This is a genomic window from Lysinibacillus sp. NPDC056220 (genome assembly GCF_049315265.1).
GTDB classification, from domain to species: Bacteria; Bacillota; Bacilli; order Bacillales_A; family Planococcaceae; genus Lysinibacillus; species Lysinibacillus pinottii.
On the sequence record NZ_JBMOXD010000002.1, the window covers coordinates 875,225 to 895,435 of the forward strand.

Sequence of the window (20,211 nt, forward strand, 5' to 3'; positions counted from 1 at the left end):
TGAAGATGAAGGCATACGCTCAAGACAGCCAATTAGAATGAAAGTAAGCCAGCTAGAAGTTCAACCGGTCACCGTTTTACATCTAATTGTAAAATAGTTGAATTTATTGAAAATTGTCCGCCTTCATTTTATAATACAATTACGGTTCTATTATAGAGACATATGAGGTGTAAAATGACATTAAAAACATTAGATAACTCATTAGAGGTTCTAAAATATTTTAATAAAGAAAATCCTACTTGGGGTGTTCGAGAATTAGCGAAAGAAATGAACATTAGCCACTCTATTATTTATAGGATATTAGCAACATTTGAACATCAGGGTTTTCTAATTCAACACCCTGAAACAAAGAAGTATGAACTTGGACTTCGTTTTCTAGAGTACGGTCAAATGGTAAAGGATAAATTAAATCTTTCTGATTTTGTGTTACCGATTATGAAAAATCTAGCTGAAGCCATTAAGGAATCCGTATTTTTAACATGGCTAGATGGCACAGATGGTGTGACGGTAGAGATTGCAGAAAGTTCTCAAACTATTAAGTTTTCTGTGTCGATTGGCACACGCACACCTTTACATATCGGAGCATCCTGTAAAACAATCATGGCTTTTCTTCCAGATGAGAAGAAAAAAGAGATAATGGATCATGGCATGAAAAAAGTAACACCGGAAACAATTACAGATCCAGATCAAATGTTAGCGGACTTAGAGAAAATTCAACAGCAAGGCTGGTGCTTTACGACGGGAGAATATTCTCACTCGGTATTTGGGGTAGGGGTCCCTCTTTTTAATAGCAAAAAAGAGGTGATTGCTTCACTAACTATTGCAGGTCCTATTTATCGAAAACCAACGGAGGAAAAACTACCTGAAATGATTAATGTTCTGCAGTATGGCGCGATGAATATTCAGCGATATTTTGATCAATATAGCTTTAAATTGTACCAAGAATAGGGTGAAAAAGAGCCCGAGATAGTTAATGACTATCTTGGGCCTTTGTTTTGGTTAGTTCTATAAATTCCTTGATGCTGGATACGGCGCTATCGATTTCTTCAAACGTATTAAAATAATGAGGAGATAAGCGAGCCATTTTACGAATATGATTGCGCTCCATGATGGTATTAGCCATAAATGTCCCAGCTTCTATAATGATGCCTCGATCCGCTAAAAAATTTGTCACATCATCTGGAGATATTCCCTCAATATTAAACGGTGTAACCGATAATCGATATTCACTATTTTGAGGGCCATAGAGGACAATGCCTGGAATCGTTTTAAGCTGCTCTATTAAATACTTCGTCAGCTGTTGAACACGCTGATAGATCAGTTGTAAACCAATGGCATTTGCGTAATCGATGGCCGCCCCTAACCCTAATATACTTGGAATAACAGGGCAGCCTGGCTCAAAACGTTTAGCTGTTTCAACAAATGAATAATCGTTGTTTTCATAATCCCAGTTAGTGCTACCCCAGCCGATTATAATGGGATCAATGGTTGAAATCAGAGCTTGTCTTACATATAAAAGACCAGAGCCTTCTGGACCACGTAGCCATTTTCGCCCACTAGCAACTAAAAAATCACAGCCTAGCTCTGCCACATCGATAGGGAGTAAACCCACTGTTTGATTGGCATTAATTAAGGTAAGCACACTGTATTGCTGGGCAAGCTCACAGATTTCCTTTGCTGGCTGAAGAGCACCAGCCGCGTTTGACATGTGGGCAAAGGCTATTAATCTTGTATGAGGCGTGATGAGCTGTTTAAGCTCTTGTAAGTCCACCATATAGTCCGTATTCGTTTTCAAAACTTTTAAGCGAACCCCTCGTTGCTGAAGGGCAAGCCAAGGTACATGGTTACTTAACATTTCAGTATCAAGTACAATCACCTCATCATCTATTTTCCAATCTAAGCCTCCTGAAATATAATTAATCGCCATTGAACCATTTGGTACAAAGGCAATTTCTTCTTTTCTTGCACCGATAAATAAAGCTGTTTTTTCCCGAATTTGCTCCACCTGTTCATACGTTTCTTTCCGAAAAGAAGGTAAATAGGGGCCGATACTTGCCTGTTTTTGAAGGTAACTTGTCATCACATTCACTACAGGCTGAGGCATGGCAGAAGCGGCAGCTGTATTCAAATAAATATATTGCGCTAGAAGGGGCATATCCTTTTGAATGGTCCTCATATTTATCATTGCATGCACCAGCCTTATAAAATGATTAACTCTTTTGAAAAGGTCATTAAATTCTCATAACTATTGTCAGTAACTAGTAGGTTATCCTCGATACGAACTCCACCAACATTCGGTAGATAGATCCCTGGCTCCACAGTAAATGCCATGCCTTCTTCTAACACTATTAAATTACGTTGCATTAAATAAGGTTCTTCATGTGCGCTTAAACCAATGCCATGACCAAGTCGATGTGTGAAATAGTCACCATAACCACCATTCCGGATAATTCCTCTTGCAATACCATCTAGGTCTTGGGCAGTCATCCCTGGTTTAATAGCGTCTATGGCTGCTTCATTGGCTTGTTTAACAAGGCTATAAATGTTTTGTAACGTTGGTGATACATCTCCTAAAGCTACCGTTCTAGTCATATCAGCCACATAGCCCTTATAAATAGCACCAAAATCAATGACAATGAATTCGCCCGCCTCAATTTTTTTAGTACTTGCTCTGCCGTGTGGGAGTGCACCACGATAGCCTGAAGCAACGATCGTACCAAAAGGTGTTCCTTCTGAGCCACGACGTCTCATTTCATATTCTAATTGGGCTGCGACTTCCATTTCTGTCACACCGGCTTGAATCGTTGGTAAAGTAGCTGCAAGACTTTCCTCAACAATTTGTACAGCCTGTCGCATAAAGGCTATTTCCTGCAGTTCTTTTTTCATGCGTAATTCGCGTATACTCTCACCAATATCGTATAAATTTTCATATGTAAGCATTTCAATCGATTTCTGCTCATGCACATGCATAATGTCAAATTCTACACCAATGGTCTGCAATGGTCCCAATTCTTTTTTTAGCTGCTGAATCGCCTGTTTGGGCCCTTCCTCATCAGAATAGGAAAAAATAACACCACCATAGCTAGGATCAATTTTATTTAGTTCTACTTGTGGCAAAAGAAAATATAAATCATTATGAGCTGTTATGACAGCGAATGTTAGACGTTCACTTTGCTTGAGATGAAGACCGGTAAAATAATGCATGTTTGGCCCGGGTACTAAAATAGCTAAATCCACGTCCTGCTGCATACGGGAAACTAACTTCTCTCTTCTTGTTTGGAACATAGTGATTCCTCCTAAAAAAGTAAGCAATAAAATCTATAGTAAATCGTTTCTATTATAGAGACGTTGTACCTTAAAAACAGTATAAATCAACAATAATGAATTTTCAATTTATTAAAATGGCGAAACATATAATGAAGAAGGAAATGAAATAACAAATGTGGGAATAGATTGGAGTAAATAAAGTAAATACTAGTGTACGTCTTTTTTTCGTCGAATATGCATATAAGTAGACTAGATAAACTTTTTTCCAACTTAATACGTCAAAAAGAGGGGCAAAATTGTTAAGCAAGAGAGGACTAACGTATGGAAAAAAATATGAAACGCTCTAAAGAGAAAAAGAGCAAGAAAAAATTATGGCTGTGGATTGTTGGTAGCCTACTAACTATTTTTTTAATTTTTATAGGAACTGCCTACTTTACCATCCAAAAAACTATGAACAAAATAAATACACCACTTTTACAAACAACAGATGCAGCACAGCTAGAAGAAAAAACAGTGATTAAAAAAGAACCTTTCTCGGTTCTGATGCTCGGTGTAGATGAACGAAAGGATGATAGTGGACGTTCAGATACGATGATTGTGATTACTGTGAATCCTGAAAAGCAAACCATGAAAATGCTTAGTATTCCCCGTGATACTCGTACAGAAATTGTCGGTCATGATACCGTTGATAAAATTAATCATGCCTATGCTTTTGGCGGTGTTCCAATGGCTGTAGATACGGTAGAAAATTTTCTAAATATACCGATTGATTATTATGTGTTTATTAATATGGAAGGTTTTTTACAAATTATAGATACGCTTGGTGGCGTAACCATTAATAATGATATGGATTTAACCTATGACGAATATCATTACCCAAAGGGAGAAATTACATTAGATGGTAATGAAGCACTTATTTTTTCACGTATTCGTTATGAGGATCCACGAGGAGATTTTGGACGTCAAATTCGACAACGTCAAATTATTGAAGCGGTTATGAAAAAGGCTTCAACTCCGTCTACCTTATTAAAGGCAACAGATATGCTGACGGTTTTAGGTGATAATGTTCGCATGAACTTCTCTGTAAAAGAGCTTATTCAGCTTCAAGGTATTTATAAGAAAATGGATAAGGATATTGAGCAATTATCGTTTGAAAAGGGTGATGGTGAAAGAATTAACCGCATTTGGTACTACATTCCGAACGAGGAAGAGCTACAAAAAATACAAGCCGATCTAAAAAACCATTTACAAAGCAAGTAAGCTTTTGCTTACAACAAGTGATAACATACATGTAAAATTTTTGGCCATGAAGGGAGGGAGATGAATGAATGGGAGGACCCAGGTCCTTAGGTATACAGCTCTTAATCATTGCATGCAAAGCTATGTACCTAAACGCAAAATGCGAAGAAATCCAGTCCGATCAACTATCAGAGGCCTACAAGTATTATGTTTAAAATTGTTTATGTAGTGCATTAAAAAATCATTCATGTAGGGTGCATGCCTAGTTGAATGATTTTTTTTGACATCAATCATTTATCTATATTTCTTGAAATATCTGAAAATTCGTTGTATACTGACATTAGAAGTGGTTAAAAGGAGTGATTGTGATGATTATAGGCACAATATTGTTAGCATTTGCATTACCAGTGGGTATCATATTAGCAGTAGATTTATTGAACGAGCAGCAACAGGTTGCTTCACAATCTAGCCATTCTTAATTGTCAAATGAACAGAATTAGATACAATTAGATATTAATAGACAAGGCTACTTAGTAGCCTTGTCTATTTTTTATGGCGAATGAAACAATTTCTGTGATTCATTCGTCAATGAAGTATAGAAAATGTTATACTATTAAAAAAACAGTATCGGGGAATGAACATGCAAGAGGAAAAAACAACAAACTTTAAAAAAGAAATACTATCCTACATCAAAATTATTGTTATTACAGCAATTGTCGTATTAGGCTGTAAGCAATTTTTATTTGCGCCCATTAAAGTACAGGGGGCATCGATGTACCCAACCTACCATGATAAAGATATTATAATTGTCAGTAAAACAAGTAAAATCGAGCGTTTCGATCAAATTGTTTTCCAATCACCTGTAGAAGATGAGCTATATATTAAACGTGTCATCGGTTTACCAGGTGATAAGGTGGAAATGAAAGATGATGTATTGTATGTGAATGGCAAAGCCTACAATGAAGATTACGTCAATCGTGAAACAGATGATCCTAACCAATTACGCATTACGGAAAACTTTACATTAGAGCAATTAGTGAATGAAAAAGAGGTGCCAAAGGGCATGTATTTTGTGCTTGGAGACAATCGCCTAAAAAGTAGTGATAGTCGCCATTACGGTTTAATTTCAGAGGATGCTGTTTATGGTGAGTCAAAGCTAATCGTCTATCCATTTAAGCATTTTCACGTTGGCTCAAAATAAGAAATAAGTAAGTGGCCACTTCATAGTGGTCTCTCAGACTATAGACAAACGCTCAATGAATGTTGAGCTTGCCTATAGTCTTTTTCTTTTACCATGAATTAAAGTAATCCGTTGCTATACACTACAGGCGAAATCCATTAGTTCCTAAAAATCATTGAGTGACAACTACTTGGACATGGCAAGTAGATGAAGAGAGAAGCTATGCTCAAAGAGTATGTTGAATTCAGCCGTAATTTTCTCAATAATGGAAATGAAGGAAAAAACAGAAGCCATTGAGAGTAACGTCTCGATGGCTAGTCTACAGTCTAAGGGGTTACTTAATAGTGGCCTCTTTCTTTATTTGATAGTACATCTTTACATATTTTGTCAGAAGGATAATAGACACATATCATTGAATTTTCAACGGTTTCTTTAATAGGGGGTTGATTATTTTTTATAGGAGAACTGAGAGCGGGTTCTTCGATTGTGAGCTCTTCTGCTACTAATTCAACACCATAAAATAGTAATAAAAAATAGCATAAAAATCCTACTATTCGCAAACAATCACCTCGTAAAATAGATATTGTATGTTATTATGTATGGTCAAATTCATCAAAATATAAGCAAAAAATCAAAATTTTCTCTCTAGCAATCGAAATTTTTATGAGACTGATTCTATGAAAAAAAGTATTGTCAATGAAATTTTGGTGTGCTACTATAGCTAAAGTAAATATTTGAACTGTATAACCTCAATAATATGGATTGAGGGTCTCTACCAGGAACCATAAAATCCTGACTACAAAACTTTGTTTCATTTTTGTAGTCAGGATTTTTTTATTTGATTGAGCCTATGATGTTGATAAAGAAACGTCTTCGGTATCAGGCTTATGCAGCCTCGGACATAGGAAATAGATTTTACAAAGGAGCTTATTGTGGCAAGTCCCTATGCAAAATTTGGATTCCTATGATGTAGAGGTATCAAGGCTATTAAAAAAATCTCCTATAAAAATGAAAATGTAACGAAAGGGAGATTACAATGAATTGGAGAGTTTATATTCTTGCAGTGACTACCTTTGCGGTAGGTTTAGTTGAATTAATCGTAGGTGGAATCCTACCCAATATTGCAGAGGATTTGCACGTTTCGTTAGCAACTGCAGGGCAATTAATCACTATTTTTGCACTTGTTTATGCGATTTCTGCGCCTGTCCTACTATCTTTGACAGCCAAGATAGAACGGAAACGCTTATTTCTTATATCTTTATTTATTTTCACATTAGGTAATTTAATGACCTTCTTTAGCACAACGTTCACCGTTGTCTTAATTGCACGAATTTTTACAGCGATGAGTACAGCCTTGGTCATCGTGCTATCATTAACCATTACAACGAGAATTGTAGAGCCAAGACATCGTGCAAAAGCACTGGGGCTTGTTTTTATGGGCGTAAGCTCTGCACTTGTTATCGGTGTGCCAATGGGGATATTTATTACGGAAGCTTTCGGTTGGAGAGCCGTATTTTTAGGCATTAGCATTCTTTCGACAATCTCAATGGTTTTAATAGCTTTGTTATTAGACAAAATGCCAATCGGAGAAGTCGTACCACTGAAGAAGCAAATGAAATCATTGGCGAATTTAAAAATTCTTACAGCACAATTAACGACTTTGTTTATGCTAGCAGGTCATTATATGCTCTACGCATATTTAACACCATTTTTAGTCGAAGCCTTTGATATGAATGCTTCATGGATTAGTATTTGTTACTTAATCTTTGGTATTGCCTCTGTCAGTGGTAATGCTGTAGGTGGCTGGGTGAGCGATAAAATCGGGACAAGTAAAGCCCTTATTTTAATCGTCTCTACATTTGCGGTTGTCCTGTTCAGTATTCCTTACACAGTCATTGCCTTACCGGTCTTTTTACTTTTTACCGTTTTATGGGGGGCATTAAGTTGGGCTTTAACACCACCATTACAAAATTATTTAATTCAAGCAGATCCTCAATCATCCGATATACAGCAAAGCTTAAATACAGCAGCGCTCCAAATTGGGATTTCCATTGGCTCAGCGCTAGGTGGTGCCGTATTTGCCTTTACTGGATCTGTCATGCATTTAGCAAGTTTCGGAACTCTATTAGTTCTCTGTGCTTTAGGATGTGCTATCTTCTCCATTAAAAGAGCGCCAGTCTCACAAGAGCATTCTGCGGAATATCCGTCAGCGCAGCACCCTTCATAATAAATGGTGGAATTATCCAAAAATGATTCTGCTATAGCAGGACAATAGCGGTTTGATAGCGAATATAAGGATAGAGGAGGTTGGTAATAGATGCAAGTAGATTTAACCGATTTTCAACATGTCAAAGTCATCGCAACGATTGATCAAACTTTTTATAGAAATGTTGGTGCTATCATACTATATGAGGAGGATTCACACACATTATCTGTACGAAAATTGACACGAAAAACAGTCGATCAATATATACCAACAGACGAACTCGAACACTTTACGTTTGCCTCTCATGCTGATGCCATTAAGTTCACGCACAAACTTACACGCATGAGTGCCTTGGATTACTTATTAGTGGCCCATAAAGAGAGACCCATACAATCATAACTGCTTTTATAAAAGCATTGGGAAAGCCATTCCCGGTGCTTTTTTTGTTTAAATGAATCTATTTGAGTGTTCTCTTTAAAAATTAATTTCTCACTAGTTTATTATCATACTCTAGTTATCTATGGAATAGATTGTTGTAGTTAATGAATTTCACACAGACTTAAGAAGTTTGAGATTATAAGGTGCCTATTATTTTCCAGAAAATAGTATACCACCTTTAAATCTTGTGAATGGAAGGAGAACCCTATGACTGAATATCATCAACAATCGTCTACTGAAGTCATGAAGATATTGAATGTCACCACAGAAGGCTTGTCCGATGGGGACGTTCAAAAAAGACAACAAGTCTATGGCTATAATGTATTAGAGGAAGGTAAAAAGATTAGTACATGGGCAGTTTTTATGGGCCAATTTAAAGATTTATTAGTCATTATTTTACTAGTTGCTGCCTTCGTTTCCTTTCTACTAGGAGAGGTAGAAAGTACAATTGTCATTATGATTGTTGTCTTTCTAAATGCTATTTTAGGCACGGTACAGCATGTTAAAGCAGAGCAATCTTTAGACAATCTGAAGGCACTAACCTCACCTATTGCCAAAGTAATGAGGAATAATCAGCTTATGGAAATTCCTTCTGAGGAGATTGTGGTGGGGGATCTTCTTATTTTGGAGGCTGGCGATTACATCAATGCGGATGGCAGACTATTGGAAAGTCATAATTTGCACATCAATGAAAGCTCTCTAACCGGAGAATCAATTGCCGTTGCCAAAAGTACTGAGCCTATTCGAAAAAACAATGTTACGATTGCAGATAAGAAAAATATGGTGTATTCAGGTAGCTTCGTCACCAATGGACGAGGGATTGTAATGGTTACAGCTATCGGGATGCAGACTGAAATAGGGAAAATCGCAAATTTACTCGATACAGCAAAGGAAAAGAAAACACCCTTACAAATTAGCTTGGACCAATTTGGTGAAAAATTAGCATTAGGTATTACAATCATTTGCTTAGCCATTTTTACAATTGACCTTATTCGCGGACGAGCTTTAGTAGAATCCTTTATGTTTGCAGTATCTCTAGCTGTCGCAGCTATTCCTGAGGCTTTGAGTTCCATCGTTACAATCGTTTTAGCATTCGGCACACAGAAGATGGCCAAGGAAAATGCGATTATTCGTAAGCTCTATGCGGTTGAAAGCTTAGGAAGTGTATCTGTTATTTGTTCTGATAAAACGGGTACTTTAACAGAAAATAAAATGGTTGTACAGGAAGTCTTTGTCGATCAGAAAAAAATTCCTCATGATTGGCTAAACCCAACAAATCCAGTGGAAAAAGAGCTGATGGTTAAGGCACTTTTATGTAGTGATGCTGTTGAGCGTGATCAGAAGGAAATTGGTGATCCGACAGAAATAGCGCTTGTAAAATTAGGGAAGCAGTACGGCTTAGATGAATTGATGATTCGCGAGCAATATCCAAGACTGGCTGAAATTCCATTTGATTCGGCGCGAAAGCTTATGAGTACTGTAAATCAAATAGATAAACGGCCTGTTCTGATTACCAAAGGGGCATTAGATGTTCTCTTACCTAAAGTGACTAGAATAAAAACGGCAGCAGGCATTTTTGAGATGACAGCTCAGCATCGTCAAAAAATCGAAGCGGTCAATCATGATTTTTCGAGGAATGGTTTACGGGTGATAGCCATTGCCTATAAAGATGTTTTACCACAGCAAACAATTGATACAAGAGTGGAAAAGGATTTAATATTTGTCGGCCTAGTGGCTATGATGGACCCTCCAAGAAAAGAGTCCAAAGAGGCAGTGGAAAATTGTATTAAGGCAGGCATTAAGCCAGTTATGATTACGGGTGACCATAAAATTACGGCCACAGCGATTGCCCAACAAATTGGGATATTAAAAAATCCAGATGAAGCCATTGAAGGACATGCTCTCGAAAGATTCACAGATCAAGAACTACAGGAAAAAGTAGATGATTACTCTGTATATGCCCGTGTGACACCTGCTCAAAAGATCCGTATCGTCAAGGCGTGGCAGGATAAGGGACATGTTGTCGCAATGACGGGGGATGGCGTCAATGATGGACCTGCATTAAAACAAGCAGATATCGGGGTGGCAATGGGAGTGACTGGTACAGAGGTAGCAAAAGATGCCTCGTCTATGATTTTAACTGATGATAATTTTTCAACGATTGTCAAGGCTATTGCCAATGGTCGTAGCATTTATACAAATATTAAAAATGCCATTTTGTTCTTATTATCAGGAAATGCGGGAGCTATTTTTGTAGTGTTGTATGCCACAGTCCTTGGCTTACCAGTTCCTTTTGCGCCCGTCCATCTATTATTCATTAACCTATTAACAGATAGCCTTCCAGCAATCGCAATCGGATTAGAGCCGAATAATAAGAAAACGATGAAGGACAAGCCTAGAAATGTTCATACCCCTCTATTAAATAAATCATTTACGACACAGGTGGTGCTTGAAGGAATTTTAATTGCCATCTCCACCATCATTGCTTTTCAAATTGGATTATCAACTGGCGATACATTAACGGCAAGTACAATGGCGTTTACAACACTTTGTTTATCAAGATTAGTGCATGGCTTTAACTCCAGAGCCAAACAATCGATCTTTACGATTGGTGTATTTTCGAATAAATATGCATGGATTGCATTTTTAATCGGTGTCCTAAGCTTGCATATTGTATTGTTTATGCCAATGCTAACAACGGTCTTTGAAGTGGCTCCATTAACAATGGCCCAATTAGGCTTTATTTATAGTCTATCCGTGTTACCGTTCCTCGTAAATCAATGGTATAAGCTCCTGTTTGTAAGAAGTCGATAGAAGAAGATTGGATGTTAAAACCACCTACATATAACGAGTAGGTGGTTTTGCTATTGTTTAATGAGATCGGAGATGTTAAGTGAGATGCACAAGCTTAAAATGTACAAAAAAAAACACACTATTAAAAATTGATTTAATAATGTGCAACGTAATGGATGGTTAGCATCATCCATCATGCCATTTTTATTGGGCTGGCGCTAGTAGCCAGCCTTTATTCTTACTGAGTTCAATCAATTTAGACCCAAGTATAGCATAGCGCATATGGAGTTCACCATATTTGGCAAGGTGCTTTTGCTTCACTGACAATTCCAATGCTTGGCTTACAGCAACTAAAGAGGAAGCAATATTCATAGATATAATGGCACTAATTTCGCTATCATGAATGATGGATTTTCCACGGATATCCGTTATTTTCATTTTACTGAATGCCAAAGTTGGAGTGGGGGCAAGCACGCCATTTTCCTTTAATAACAATGTCAGCTGTTTATTTTCCTCTTTTAAACATTGAATAAATTCCAAAATCATAATCTTTAATTTTTTATCCCGGGTATGATTAAAAAATCCATGGCTTGAGGCAATATAGCTTTGATTGACACCGAGCTGCGACCAAAGTCTAAACATTTCCTTAAACTGTAATGATGCTAGATTGTCATTTATCATCGTTATTGTGACACTTCCTAACTCCTAGTATTTATCTAAGATTAGGATGGAACAGTTTATGACATTCTATTCATCTTTTACAATAAAAGTTTAATACAAGGGGCATTTTAATAATACGTGCCATACGGATACATATGTGGGGAAGGGTAATGGTATGGATATGGATAAGGGTATTGGCATGGTTTCGGCTTCTTTTGCTTGCACGAAGAATTATCAGTTGCTGATTCTACACGATTACAGCTTTTTGGTGGTCCAATGTAAGTAGATGGAACAATCGGTGCAATAGTTTTCTTCCATTGTTCCTCATCTAAACAATAGGTGTGCGCCATTATATTCGCTGGTGTAAATTTCAATATATCGGAGCCTAAAATAACCTCTGGTGTTGGAGCGTCAAAAATAGCTAGTAAATGGGTGTTATCTTCTGTGGCAATCTCATAATGCCACCAGCCCTGTGGGATATTGGCTACTTGGCCAGGCTTAATCGGGTAGTTTTGAAGTTTTTTTGTAAAGGGATTTAATAGGGAAACCGTTGCTGCACCAGAAATACAATAGACAAGCTCAGCTGCATTTTGGTGATAGTGTGGCTCAATAACATTATCTTTGCTTAAAAAAATATCCAGTAAAGAGGTATTTTCTAACGTATTTAATTGCTCAACACCAAGAATATTAATGTAATTTCGTGCATCTTTTTTAAAAAGCGTACTTTTGTTGACATCAAAGGTGAACTCTGCAGAAGGCGATGTATAATCGACATTTGTGTTAATACTTACATCCTTTCTCACTAAAATTGTGATATTCATCATCATCACAGATTATGATTGAAATGTTTATAGACTTATACAAATGCCTAGCGTTTGTCTAGAACTCCTCGCAAGCACATGCTAGAGAAATTGTATGATATTACCACTGCTATTAAAGAACGTATGTGCGTATACTAAAAGGAACGTATGTTTTGTTTTGTGGGGAATGGAAATTTTAGCATAGTAGCCATGACTTTCAATGTTGAAGTTTTCTCGCAAACGTCCCCCGAAACATAGTAGAAAGGATGAGACAATTTGATCAAAGATCGAGGAGCCATGAAATGGACATCGATGATGCTTCCAGAGCATTTAATGCTTTTGAAAAAGTGGAAACAAGAGGTACTGACAGAACCGCCAAGGGAACGTGCAGAATGGGAACTGGAGGAATTACAGCAAACCATCACGCATGCATTATCGCAACGTAACTATATTATGTTAACTATTTGGGAAGAGGCTAATTTTGTACAATATGGTGGCATAATTAAAGGGATGAACGAGTTGGAGCTTCTGCTAGAAACAATTACAACAACGAAGCATATCGCATTGAAACATATTTATGCTGCATATATAGAAGTGGATGGCAATAACGGTATTTAATGCAAAATCAAGTAAATGATATTCGTGCAGATCATCGTATGAATGGTACGATTCCAGCGGATGACAAAGTCACTCATTTGAACATCGCAAATGAGTGACTGTCTCCTTATAGGTGCAATTGCATCACTATTTGCTCACCAATTGGTCCCATTCGTCTTTCACCATTATCTTCAAAACCTACGTTGGTATACAAATTCTGCGCAGCGATGTTCTTGTGATTTACCACTAACACTACTTCGTTAAATTCTTTAAATTCATGTTTGACAAAGTCAGCCAGTAACAGCATTGCTTTTTTTGCATAACCCTTTCCTTGCTGTTTATGGTCCATAGATAAAGCAGTAAGTAACATCGCCTGAGGATTACTAGAATATTCCTGTACTCTTTCAGTGGCATGAAGTACGAAAAAACCAACAGGTATTGTATTACTTAAAATCACAATAGGGTACTGTCCAACTTTTTCGATTGTAATCTCTTTTGGTAAGGCAGTAAATCGGTGCTGTTCTGCAGGCAATTCAAACTCATTTAACTGCTCTACATAGTCTTCTGAAAAATGTACTAATTCAATGTTAATTGTGTCTTGCATAAACAAGCCTCCTTTTTTATTATTGTATATATAGAACAAACGTTCGTCAAGGGAGCTTGTTTAATCATCATGCGAGCCAGAGTTCTTTTACACTATAAATTACCAAAAAATAAAATAAAAGAAACACTCACAATTAGAATCAGTGTTAAAGCCATTGTCACTATACCTCTCAGCAAGGTCGCTAAATTTCTGACATCTTTCATTCCTACAACACTTAGGTAGAAACATACGATTGACAATAACAATGTCAGTGTCAATGGGTGAAGATGGACATAGGTAACAAAAAAGTCTTTTAAGGAACCGGACAGAAAAAATAATAAGATGCAACCTAAAGATAAAATAAAGGACCAGAAATTTAAATTAATTCCCATTTGTTTCCTCCTCTCTACTAAAACGATATTTCTATAAAATCTATAATAGAGTAAAGGATGCAAAAAGAGGCCACTTGGATGTAAGTGACCCCTAGAACCAATAAAGGAGTGTCATGTAAAGTAGAAAGAACTTTACAATACTATTATTATGTTAAGTTATCAATTGGATATAGTTATCTATCTTCAATGGCATAAGAAATATAATTTGCTTATCTCATGATAGGTATATCATGAGAGGGAGGGAAATAAAAAAGGCTTTGAGCTTCTTCATCATTAGAAATGACCAGAAGCTAAAGCCTTAAGATGACCATTAGCAAATGAAACTTGCGCCAACAATAATAAGTAGAATAAATAGTACAACGATTAGCACGAAAGTTGAACTGTTACCATTGCCGTCATTTCCGCCACAATAGTTATTAAAATTACCTATATTTCCACAGTATCCCACAAAGGACACCCCCTCTCTCCCTATCTATTGTATGTATAAGATTCAAATGGAGGAGCGATCATCATCCAAGTAACTAGTATTAAAATGGTGCCATCAAACAAACATCCTACACGAATGTTTCAGACTGTAGACAAACTCAATGAAATAAAGTAAAGCCGTTGATTTCCACTACGGGCGGGGTCGAGCTGCTTCCCTCGCTTCGCTCAGTCCAAGATTTCGTCTTTCCCGCTTTCCCGCTGGAGTCACCGCCCTTCGTTCCCATCAACTTCTACATAAAGTACCCCATCTACATAGGTAAATTTTTGAGAAACATCGAAACCTTTGAATGGTGCGAAGTGTCCAAGCCTTTCCCAATGTACAGAAAGTAAGAATCACAAAAAGCTCATTCAACGCCATATTGGGGAACTGTATGTGGAGGAAGCTGAACATTTATGCCATTCCTATGACATCAAACAAATTTATGCAAGCGTAAAGAAACGATTGAGCATGTCTTTGCCGATGCAAAGGAAAAGCATGGAATGTGATGGACAACCTAGAGGTCTGAAAAAATTATCCATGCAGGCGATACTTACTTTTGCTACCATGAATTTAAAGAAACTAGCTACTTGGACGTGGCAGGCGGCTTCAAAGAGTTCTTATACTTGAAGAGTCTGTTTTATTGGATATCAAATTACCATTTTTAAACATAATGAAAGAGAAAAAAATGACAAAAGGAATCGAGTGTGAACTTCTCAATTCCTTTTGTCGACAGTCTGAAACATACTTTTAATATAACGGCTGCCGCATTTGACAAGGCGGAAAACCATTAACATCTTGAATCATATGAAAATCATATTGCTTTAAAGCAAATTGGCTTTGATACAAATATTCGAGAACAAGAAGCTTCCCACCTGAAACGCCACAAAGAACACCAGATGTCCCTTGCCCATTCGTCAACGAAATACCGACCGGTTGCCCAATTAAATAGTAAATTTTATGTTGCCAAGGCACTATTGCCACTCCCTTCAGTACAATTATATGAATGTAATGGTCGATGGTGCATAGGGTAATGCCTAGGTAGGGATGACTTTAAGAGCGGACTATCAATTACGCCTGTATCAATTAGTGTATATGATATGGGAATAATTGATTTATTGGTTAACGGAGAGGTGATAGTAGTGAGGGAATATATGATGTTTGCATAGCAATGGCTATCGTTAGGACTGGTGAGGATACAAGCCATTGTTGCTGAAGAAAACATAGCAGTTACTAACCAAATTCAATTTTAAAGAAGAGAGCTATTTAAGACAATATGTATGTCCAAGTGTGACTGGCGAATGTAGAGATATGTTGAGCTATTCTTTACTATGGAAGGGATAACAACGAAGAGAACGGGTTAAAAAAGCAAATACACGCTGTAAAGGTGGGATAGCGTTGTACAAAAACATCTTGGGGGCGATGTTAAAGTTGCTATCCCGCAATTAATGTATGTTGTCGTAGTTATGAACATAACCACTGTCAATAAATTGAAAAGTAAATGAAATAAAGAGGAAAAGTTGTTAAAATATTTTTTTAAACCTTTGAAGAGAGAAATTAAAAAAACTCAGCATACGATTAATTGTTGCCTGAGTTTTCTTTCAGAGCTACGAATGGGTGGATTCTCCACCATCCACATGTAAAACTTGCCCCGTTACATGTCTAGAATCATCCGATGCTAAATAAACGAATGTAGGGGCCACCTCAAAGGGCTGTGCCATTCGGTTAAAAAGATTTCCTCCATGTAATGCGTTTTCGTCAGAGGAAAAACTGGAGGGGATCAGTGGTGTCCAAATACGACCAGGGGCAATAGCATTGACGCGAATCTGCTTTTTAGCAATGCTTTTTGCTAAAGAACGAGTCCAGCCGACGATAGCTGCTTTTGTTGCAGAGTAATCGATTAATAAAGACTCCCCAGCATAAGCTACAACTGAAGCGGTACCAATAATGGAGCTACCAGCTTGTAAATAAGGGAGGGCTGCTCTTGTCGTATAAAAATGTGAATAAATATTAAGTTTAAACGTTTCATCGAATTGTTCATCTGTAATGTCAGTCAGGTCATTTTGTTGAAACTGAATGCCAACATGGTTACATAATATATCTAAGCGTCCAAGCGTATGAATGGTTTCAAAAACAATATCTTCGCATTGTTTTTTTTCACGGAGATCCCCTGGAAGGAGTAAACATTTTTTTCCTAGTTCCTCAATTCTATTTTTAGTTCGAGTAGCGTCCTCATGCTCATCTAAATAAGCAATTGCTACATCAGCCCCCTCTTTCGCAAAGGCAATCGCAGCAGCTGCACCCATACCACTATCACCTCCAGTAATAAGGGCAACTTTCCCTTTTAATTTTCCACTACCTTTATAATGAGGGTTTTCAATGATAGGCTTCGGCACCATTAAGCTTTCGAGACCAGGTTGACGAAGCTGCCTTTGTTCGGGTTGGGTAAGGGGTACTTCTTTATATTGCGTAATTTTTCCATAGACAGGATATTGAGGGTATGGATCTTCTTTTTTATTGTCCTCAAACCATTTTTGATAAAAACGAATTTGTTCCATTAAATCTTGGTTATCTTTAGCTTGCCCGCCACTTGGATTGTTAATAACCAATCCCTCCTTTTCAACATATACTATGATTGATTACCTTCGTATGTTAAAGCAAGGAAACGACTATAATCGCAGGGGGATTGTTAGCATGGAGATTGAATTTTTCCCAGAAGTGACACGGTTACTAGAAAATAACGTAAATCCATTAAACATTCATTATGTAAATGACAGCTGGTTTACACCGAGTATTGGTGTTAGACCCCCATATTATTGGCATCCAATTTATGAACCTTATTATCCATTAGGATAAAAGAATCTATGAGCTCAAGTTTTGATCGAGCTCATTTTATTTTGTTTTAAATGAGGATGCAGGCATTACAGCAATGATGGCACAAGAGAGTAGGGGGATAAATATAATAAGTATGCGATAGTTGAATATTGATGTTTAGGAGTGAAACTTGGACATGTTCATGACCGCTATATGGGTAACGTTCATTTTTGGCAGTTTTTCATATATATTGTTGAAATATCCTCATGATGTTTTAAAGGTGAGCCCCTTTTCAAGAGGATTTGCAGATAGCCCAGTATTAAAAGTCTACATTCAGTTTGTAGGCTGGGTATTTGTATTACTGATCATTGGTGTTTGGACAGATGCCATCATCAAATGGCAGATCTTGTAATTTAAAAGATGAAAAATGTAGAATATTATTCCAATTTGGTGATTTTTTGCTTATTATTAAATTGGAGGTGTTTATTAGATGTATAGTAATACTGCTAATATGCTAAAACAAACTACAAATCTTATAAATTCATTGAAAAAATTAAAACAAAATCTGACCTTTGTAAAATCATATGTCACGAGCGATAAAATATTGGCCATCTATTTTTTAAGTAATGCATATAGTGACTTTAATTTATTCAAAACTATTTATTTATCAGTCACACCTGGCGATCAAAAAATTGATGAGTTCTTACAAGAGTTTGAAAAATTCTTTTTGGAAGTAAATAAATACTTACAGTTTATTTCTGAGGAAAATATGGAGGATCAACTGCATAAAGAAATAATGCTTTCGATCAATGAAACTGAAATGTACCTATTAAATTTATTAGATATCTATAGATAAATGCTTAGACATTCCTTGAAGGAATGTCTTTTTATGTACATTAAGGTGTAACTTTTTGTAAATTGTGGACAGCTGAGGATTGTTATTACTTTATATTAATCTGTACACATTAAAGTTACCTATACATTTAAAAGCCGCAGCATCTCACACACGCTACAGTTCGAATTAAACAAATTGTCGGAAATTTAGCATTAGAAGGAGTTTCTTGTACATGCTATTATTCAACAACGTTTTAAGGAGCTAAGTATTGTATGGACCACTTTTTTGCACTTAATTTTGGTGAAATGACTGTTAGAACATTGTTTTCTTTTTTTGCACTACTTATTTTGGCGCGAATCCTTGGAAAAAAACAACTTGGGCAACTTACTTTTTTCCACTATATAACCGGTATTTCGATTGGTTCAATAGCATCTCAGGTTGCTGCAGTAGCTGAAACACCTTTTTTGAATGGAATGATATCGTTAATTTGGTGGGCTTTTTTAACATTTGTAGTAACCATCATTTCTTTGAAATCTAAAAAAGCACGTGTACTATTTGATGACAAACCAACGATTGTCATTCAAAATGGCCGAATTCTAGAATTCGCTTTAAAGAAAAATCGGTTGCATATGGACGAACTTACAATGATGTTAAGGGAGCAAGCAATTTTCTCTGTCCAGGATATACAATTTGCAATACTGGAGACTGATGGTAAGTTGAGCGTTTTACAAAAGACTTCAGCACAAGCAGCTACTAAGCAAGATGTACATGCAAACATTGCACCTCCAACATACTTGCCAACAGAGGTTATTTCAGATGGCCAGCTTATTTATGAGAATATAGTTGAACTTGAATTAACAGAAGAGTGGCTTATGAAGAAGCTGAAAAAACAAAAAGTTCATAATATTGAGGATGTTTATTTTGCCCAGATTCAAACAAATGGCTCATTGTATATTAGCCTGAAAGATAACAAGAGACAAGCAGACCTTTAATACATTTTTCCTAGCTGTTCATTTAGTTAGAGCATAAAGTTTCGAAACATGAGAAATGACCTCATTATTAGTCGCTGGAGGATGAAGAAAAATAACTCGCTATAATCCATATCATTTTAGGTAGATGATTCTGGTGAATAGCATGAAGATACGGTCTGATGTATAGGTGGAACTTTAAAAAATGAGCCATTTCCAAAGGAGGAAATGGCTTAAGGAGAATTTGAAAAAATGAAAAATTTACAGGACCACTTTCTGTTTAGAAAATGATCAAGCTGAAAAAAGGAGCCACCCATACGTAAAGTGGTTCCTATTATTTGTGTCTCAAACGAGCATTTAGCTGAGCGATTAACATTATAAAACAAAAAAGCCACAGAGGATGAATAACTCTGTAGCTCCTTTAAGTAGTGGCGCACTACGCAACTTTATAGTGGCTTTTAATTTAATATTTATACGGGAAATTATTTTTATTGGCTATCTAAAGTAAAGGGGTGTGGTACTTAGAAAAAAGATAAAGGGCCATATAGTAGATATTCCATTATAATTCATTTTGGAAAGTCTTATTAATTATAGCCGCCGTTGTACAAATGCTACTGCTCGAAATGGGTTTTGCCCTTTGGATAATGACTTTGTCATTAGCATTTCCTAATTTAGGATGTTAAACCTATCGTAAAAGAAAGCATACTAATGAATACAGCAGATGCTTTAGGATTCAGAAAGGGTTGCTGGTGATAGAGAGGTTCAAATTCTAAACTGGGTGATTAGATGGAAAAAACAGCATTGGATAGCCTCACACATCGCTTTATCAGCATCAACTATTAAGCGCGGTAAGGAAAATATCGTAAAAAGGACGTGGCATGAAAGAGTTGCTGAATGCAACCATTAAAAAATATCATTCTATATTATGGTATTATATGTTAAATGGTATGAAAATAATAGATACAAAGAGGATGTG

21 protein-coding genes and 1 riboswitch are annotated in these 20,211 nt (G+C 36.7%); of the genes, 13 read left to right on the plus strand and 8 right to left on the minus strand.

All coding sequences use genetic code 11. From position 1 onward, the window contains the following. The first annotated feature begins 174 nt into the window (after window positions 1–174). On the plus strand, window positions 175–948 hold the full coding sequence (locus ACOZBY_RS09270) for an IclR family transcriptional regulator (RefSeq protein WP_012294856.1): 774 nt from the start codon (window positions 175–177) through the stop codon (window positions 946–948). Window positions 949–970: 22 nt separating this feature from the next. Here ACOZBY_RS09270 and ACOZBY_RS09275 read toward each other — a convergent pair whose 3' ends face one another. Both ACOZBY_RS09275 and ACOZBY_RS09280 read right to left on the minus strand, forming a co-directional pair. Next, window positions 971–2,185 carry an aminotransferase class V-fold PLP-dependent enzyme gene (locus tag ACOZBY_RS09275; RefSeq protein WP_036161980.1) on the minus strand — a complete coding sequence of 405 codons (1,215 nt, stop codon included), beginning with the start codon at window positions 2,183–2,185 and terminating at the stop codon, window positions 971–973. A 14-nt stretch (window positions 2,186–2,199) separates the two neighbouring features. Then, window positions 2,200–3,285: a M24 family metallopeptidase gene (locus ACOZBY_RS09280; protein ID WP_036216691.1), complete on the minus strand. Its 1,086-nt coding sequence runs from the start codon at window positions 3,283–3,285 to the stop codon at window positions 2,200–2,202. Between the two features lie 303 nt (window positions 3,286–3,588). Here ACOZBY_RS09280 and ACOZBY_RS09285 point away from each other — a divergent pair, with 303 nt between their 5' ends. The 6 genes from ACOZBY_RS09285 to ACOZBY_RS09310 all read left to right on the plus strand — a co-directional run bounded on the left by ACOZBY_RS09285 (window position 3,589) and on the right by ACOZBY_RS09310 (window position 11,144). Continuing rightward, window positions 3,589–4,527: an LCP family protein gene (locus ACOZBY_RS09285; RefSeq protein WP_012294853.1), complete on the plus strand. Its 939-nt coding sequence runs from the start codon at window positions 3,589–3,591 to the stop codon at window positions 4,525–4,527. A gap of 347 nt (window positions 4,528–4,874) precedes the next feature. Continuing rightward, the gene (locus tag ACOZBY_RS09290; RefSeq protein ID WP_031417084.1) at window positions 4,875–4,985 is read left to right on the plus strand and encodes a hypothetical protein; all 111 of its coding nucleotides are present in this window, start codon (window positions 4,875–4,877) and stop codon (window positions 4,983–4,985) included. Between the two features lie 161 nt (window positions 4,986–5,146). Next, window positions 5,147–5,707: a signal peptidase I gene (gene lepB, locus ACOZBY_RS09295; RefSeq protein ID WP_031417085.1), complete on the plus strand. Its 561-nt coding sequence runs from the start codon at window positions 5,147–5,149 to the stop codon at window positions 5,705–5,707. 698 nt (window positions 5,708–6,405) lie between these two features. Beyond that, window positions 6,406–6,505: riboswitch (purine riboswitch) on the plus strand. Between the two features lie 217 nt (window positions 6,506–6,722). Next, window positions 6,723–7,913 (plus strand): MFS transporter, encoded by a 1,191-nt coding sequence (locus ACOZBY_RS09300; RefSeq protein ID WP_031417087.1) that lies wholly within the window; start codon window positions 6,723–6,725, stop codon window positions 7,911–7,913. A 90-nt stretch (window positions 7,914–8,003) separates the two neighbouring features. Next, complete coding sequence (locus ACOZBY_RS09305; RefSeq protein ID WP_012294849.1) at window positions 8,004–8,291, plus strand: hypothetical protein; 288 nt, start codon at window positions 8,004–8,006, stop codon at window positions 8,289–8,291. A 246-nt stretch (window positions 8,292–8,537) separates the two neighbouring features. Further along, window positions 8,538–11,144: a cation-translocating P-type ATPase gene (locus ACOZBY_RS09310; protein ID WP_036163968.1), complete on the plus strand. Its 2,607-nt coding sequence runs from the start codon at window positions 8,538–8,540 to the stop codon at window positions 11,142–11,144. Between the two features lie 183 nt (window positions 11,145–11,327). Here the strand turns inward: ACOZBY_RS09310 and ACOZBY_RS09315 are convergent, their stop codons facing one another. After that, complete coding sequence (locus tag ACOZBY_RS09315) at window positions 11,328–11,804, minus strand: DUF3231 family protein (protein ID WP_012294847.1); 477 nt, start codon at window positions 11,802–11,804, stop codon at window positions 11,328–11,330. A 107-nt stretch (window positions 11,805–11,911) separates the two neighbouring features. Continuing rightward, window positions 11,912–12,610, minus strand: a complete 699-nt coding sequence (locus ACOZBY_RS09320) for a cupin domain-containing protein (RefSeq protein WP_012294846.1) — start codon at window positions 12,608–12,610, stop codon at window positions 11,912–11,914. A gap of 249 nt (window positions 12,611–12,859) precedes the next feature. On the opposite strand from ACOZBY_RS09320, the gene ACOZBY_RS09325 reads away from it, so the two are divergent. Then, window positions 12,860–13,201, plus strand: a complete 342-nt coding sequence (locus ACOZBY_RS09325) for a YolD-like family protein (protein ID WP_031417090.1) — start codon at window positions 12,860–12,862, stop codon at window positions 13,199–13,201. Between the two features lie 106 nt (window positions 13,202–13,307). Here the strand turns inward: ACOZBY_RS09325 and ACOZBY_RS09330 are convergent, their stop codons facing one another. Next, window positions 13,308–13,784 carry a GNAT family N-acetyltransferase gene (locus ACOZBY_RS09330; protein ID WP_012294844.1) on the minus strand — a complete coding sequence of 159 codons (477 nt, stop codon included), beginning with the start codon at window positions 13,782–13,784 and terminating at the stop codon, window positions 13,308–13,310. 681 nt (window positions 13,785–14,465) lie between these two features. Next, on the minus strand, window positions 14,466–14,603 hold the full coding sequence (locus ACOZBY_RS09335) for a YjcZ family sporulation protein (protein ID WP_080695212.1): 138 nt from the start codon (window positions 14,601–14,603) through the stop codon (window positions 14,466–14,468). Window positions 14,604–14,924: 321 nt separating this feature from the next. Between ACOZBY_RS09335 and ACOZBY_RS09340 the strand changes: the two genes are divergently transcribed. Continuing rightward, window positions 14,925–15,248: a transposase gene (locus ACOZBY_RS09340; protein WP_422762090.1), complete on the plus strand. Its 324-nt coding sequence runs from the start codon at window positions 14,925–14,927 to the stop codon at window positions 15,246–15,248. A gap of 120 nt (window positions 15,249–15,368) precedes the next feature. On the opposite strand, the gene ACOZBY_RS09345 is transcribed toward ACOZBY_RS09340, so the two are convergent. Both ACOZBY_RS09345 and ACOZBY_RS09350 read right to left on the minus strand, forming a co-directional pair. Next, a complete protein-coding gene (locus tag ACOZBY_RS09345) occupies window positions 15,369–15,593 on the minus strand; it encodes a hypothetical protein (RefSeq protein WP_207889208.1) in 225 nt (74 codons plus the stop codon). 632 nt (window positions 15,594–16,225) lie between these two features. Further along, window positions 16,226–17,176 (minus strand): SDR family oxidoreductase, encoded by a 951-nt coding sequence (locus ACOZBY_RS09350; RefSeq protein WP_207890076.1) that lies wholly within the window; start codon window positions 17,174–17,176, stop codon window positions 16,226–16,228. Window positions 17,177–17,312: 136 nt separating this feature from the next. On the opposite strand from ACOZBY_RS09350, the gene ACOZBY_RS09355 reads away from it, so the two are divergent. The 4 genes from ACOZBY_RS09355 (at window position 17,313) to ACOZBY_RS09370 (ending at window position 19,259) form a co-directional block, all read left to right on the plus strand. Beyond that, window positions 17,313–17,474, plus strand: a complete 162-nt coding sequence (locus ACOZBY_RS09355) for a hypothetical protein (RefSeq protein WP_012294839.1) — start codon at window positions 17,313–17,315, stop codon at window positions 17,472–17,474. 154 nt (window positions 17,475–17,628) lie between these two features. Beyond that, a complete protein-coding gene (locus ACOZBY_RS09360; protein ID WP_422762188.1) occupies window positions 17,629–17,844 on the plus strand; it encodes a hypothetical protein in 216 nt (71 codons plus the stop codon). A gap of 78 nt (window positions 17,845–17,922) precedes the next feature. Beyond that, window positions 17,923–18,288, plus strand: coding sequence for a hypothetical protein (locus tag ACOZBY_RS09365; RefSeq protein WP_031416146.1), 366 nt, complete (start codon window positions 17,923–17,925; stop codon window positions 18,286–18,288). 251 nt (window positions 18,289–18,539) lie between these two features. Further along, window positions 18,540–19,259: a YetF domain-containing protein gene (locus ACOZBY_RS09370; RefSeq protein WP_012294836.1), complete on the plus strand. Its 720-nt coding sequence runs from the start codon at window positions 18,540–18,542 to the stop codon at window positions 19,257–19,259. Window positions 19,260–20,211: the final 952 nt, after the last annotated feature.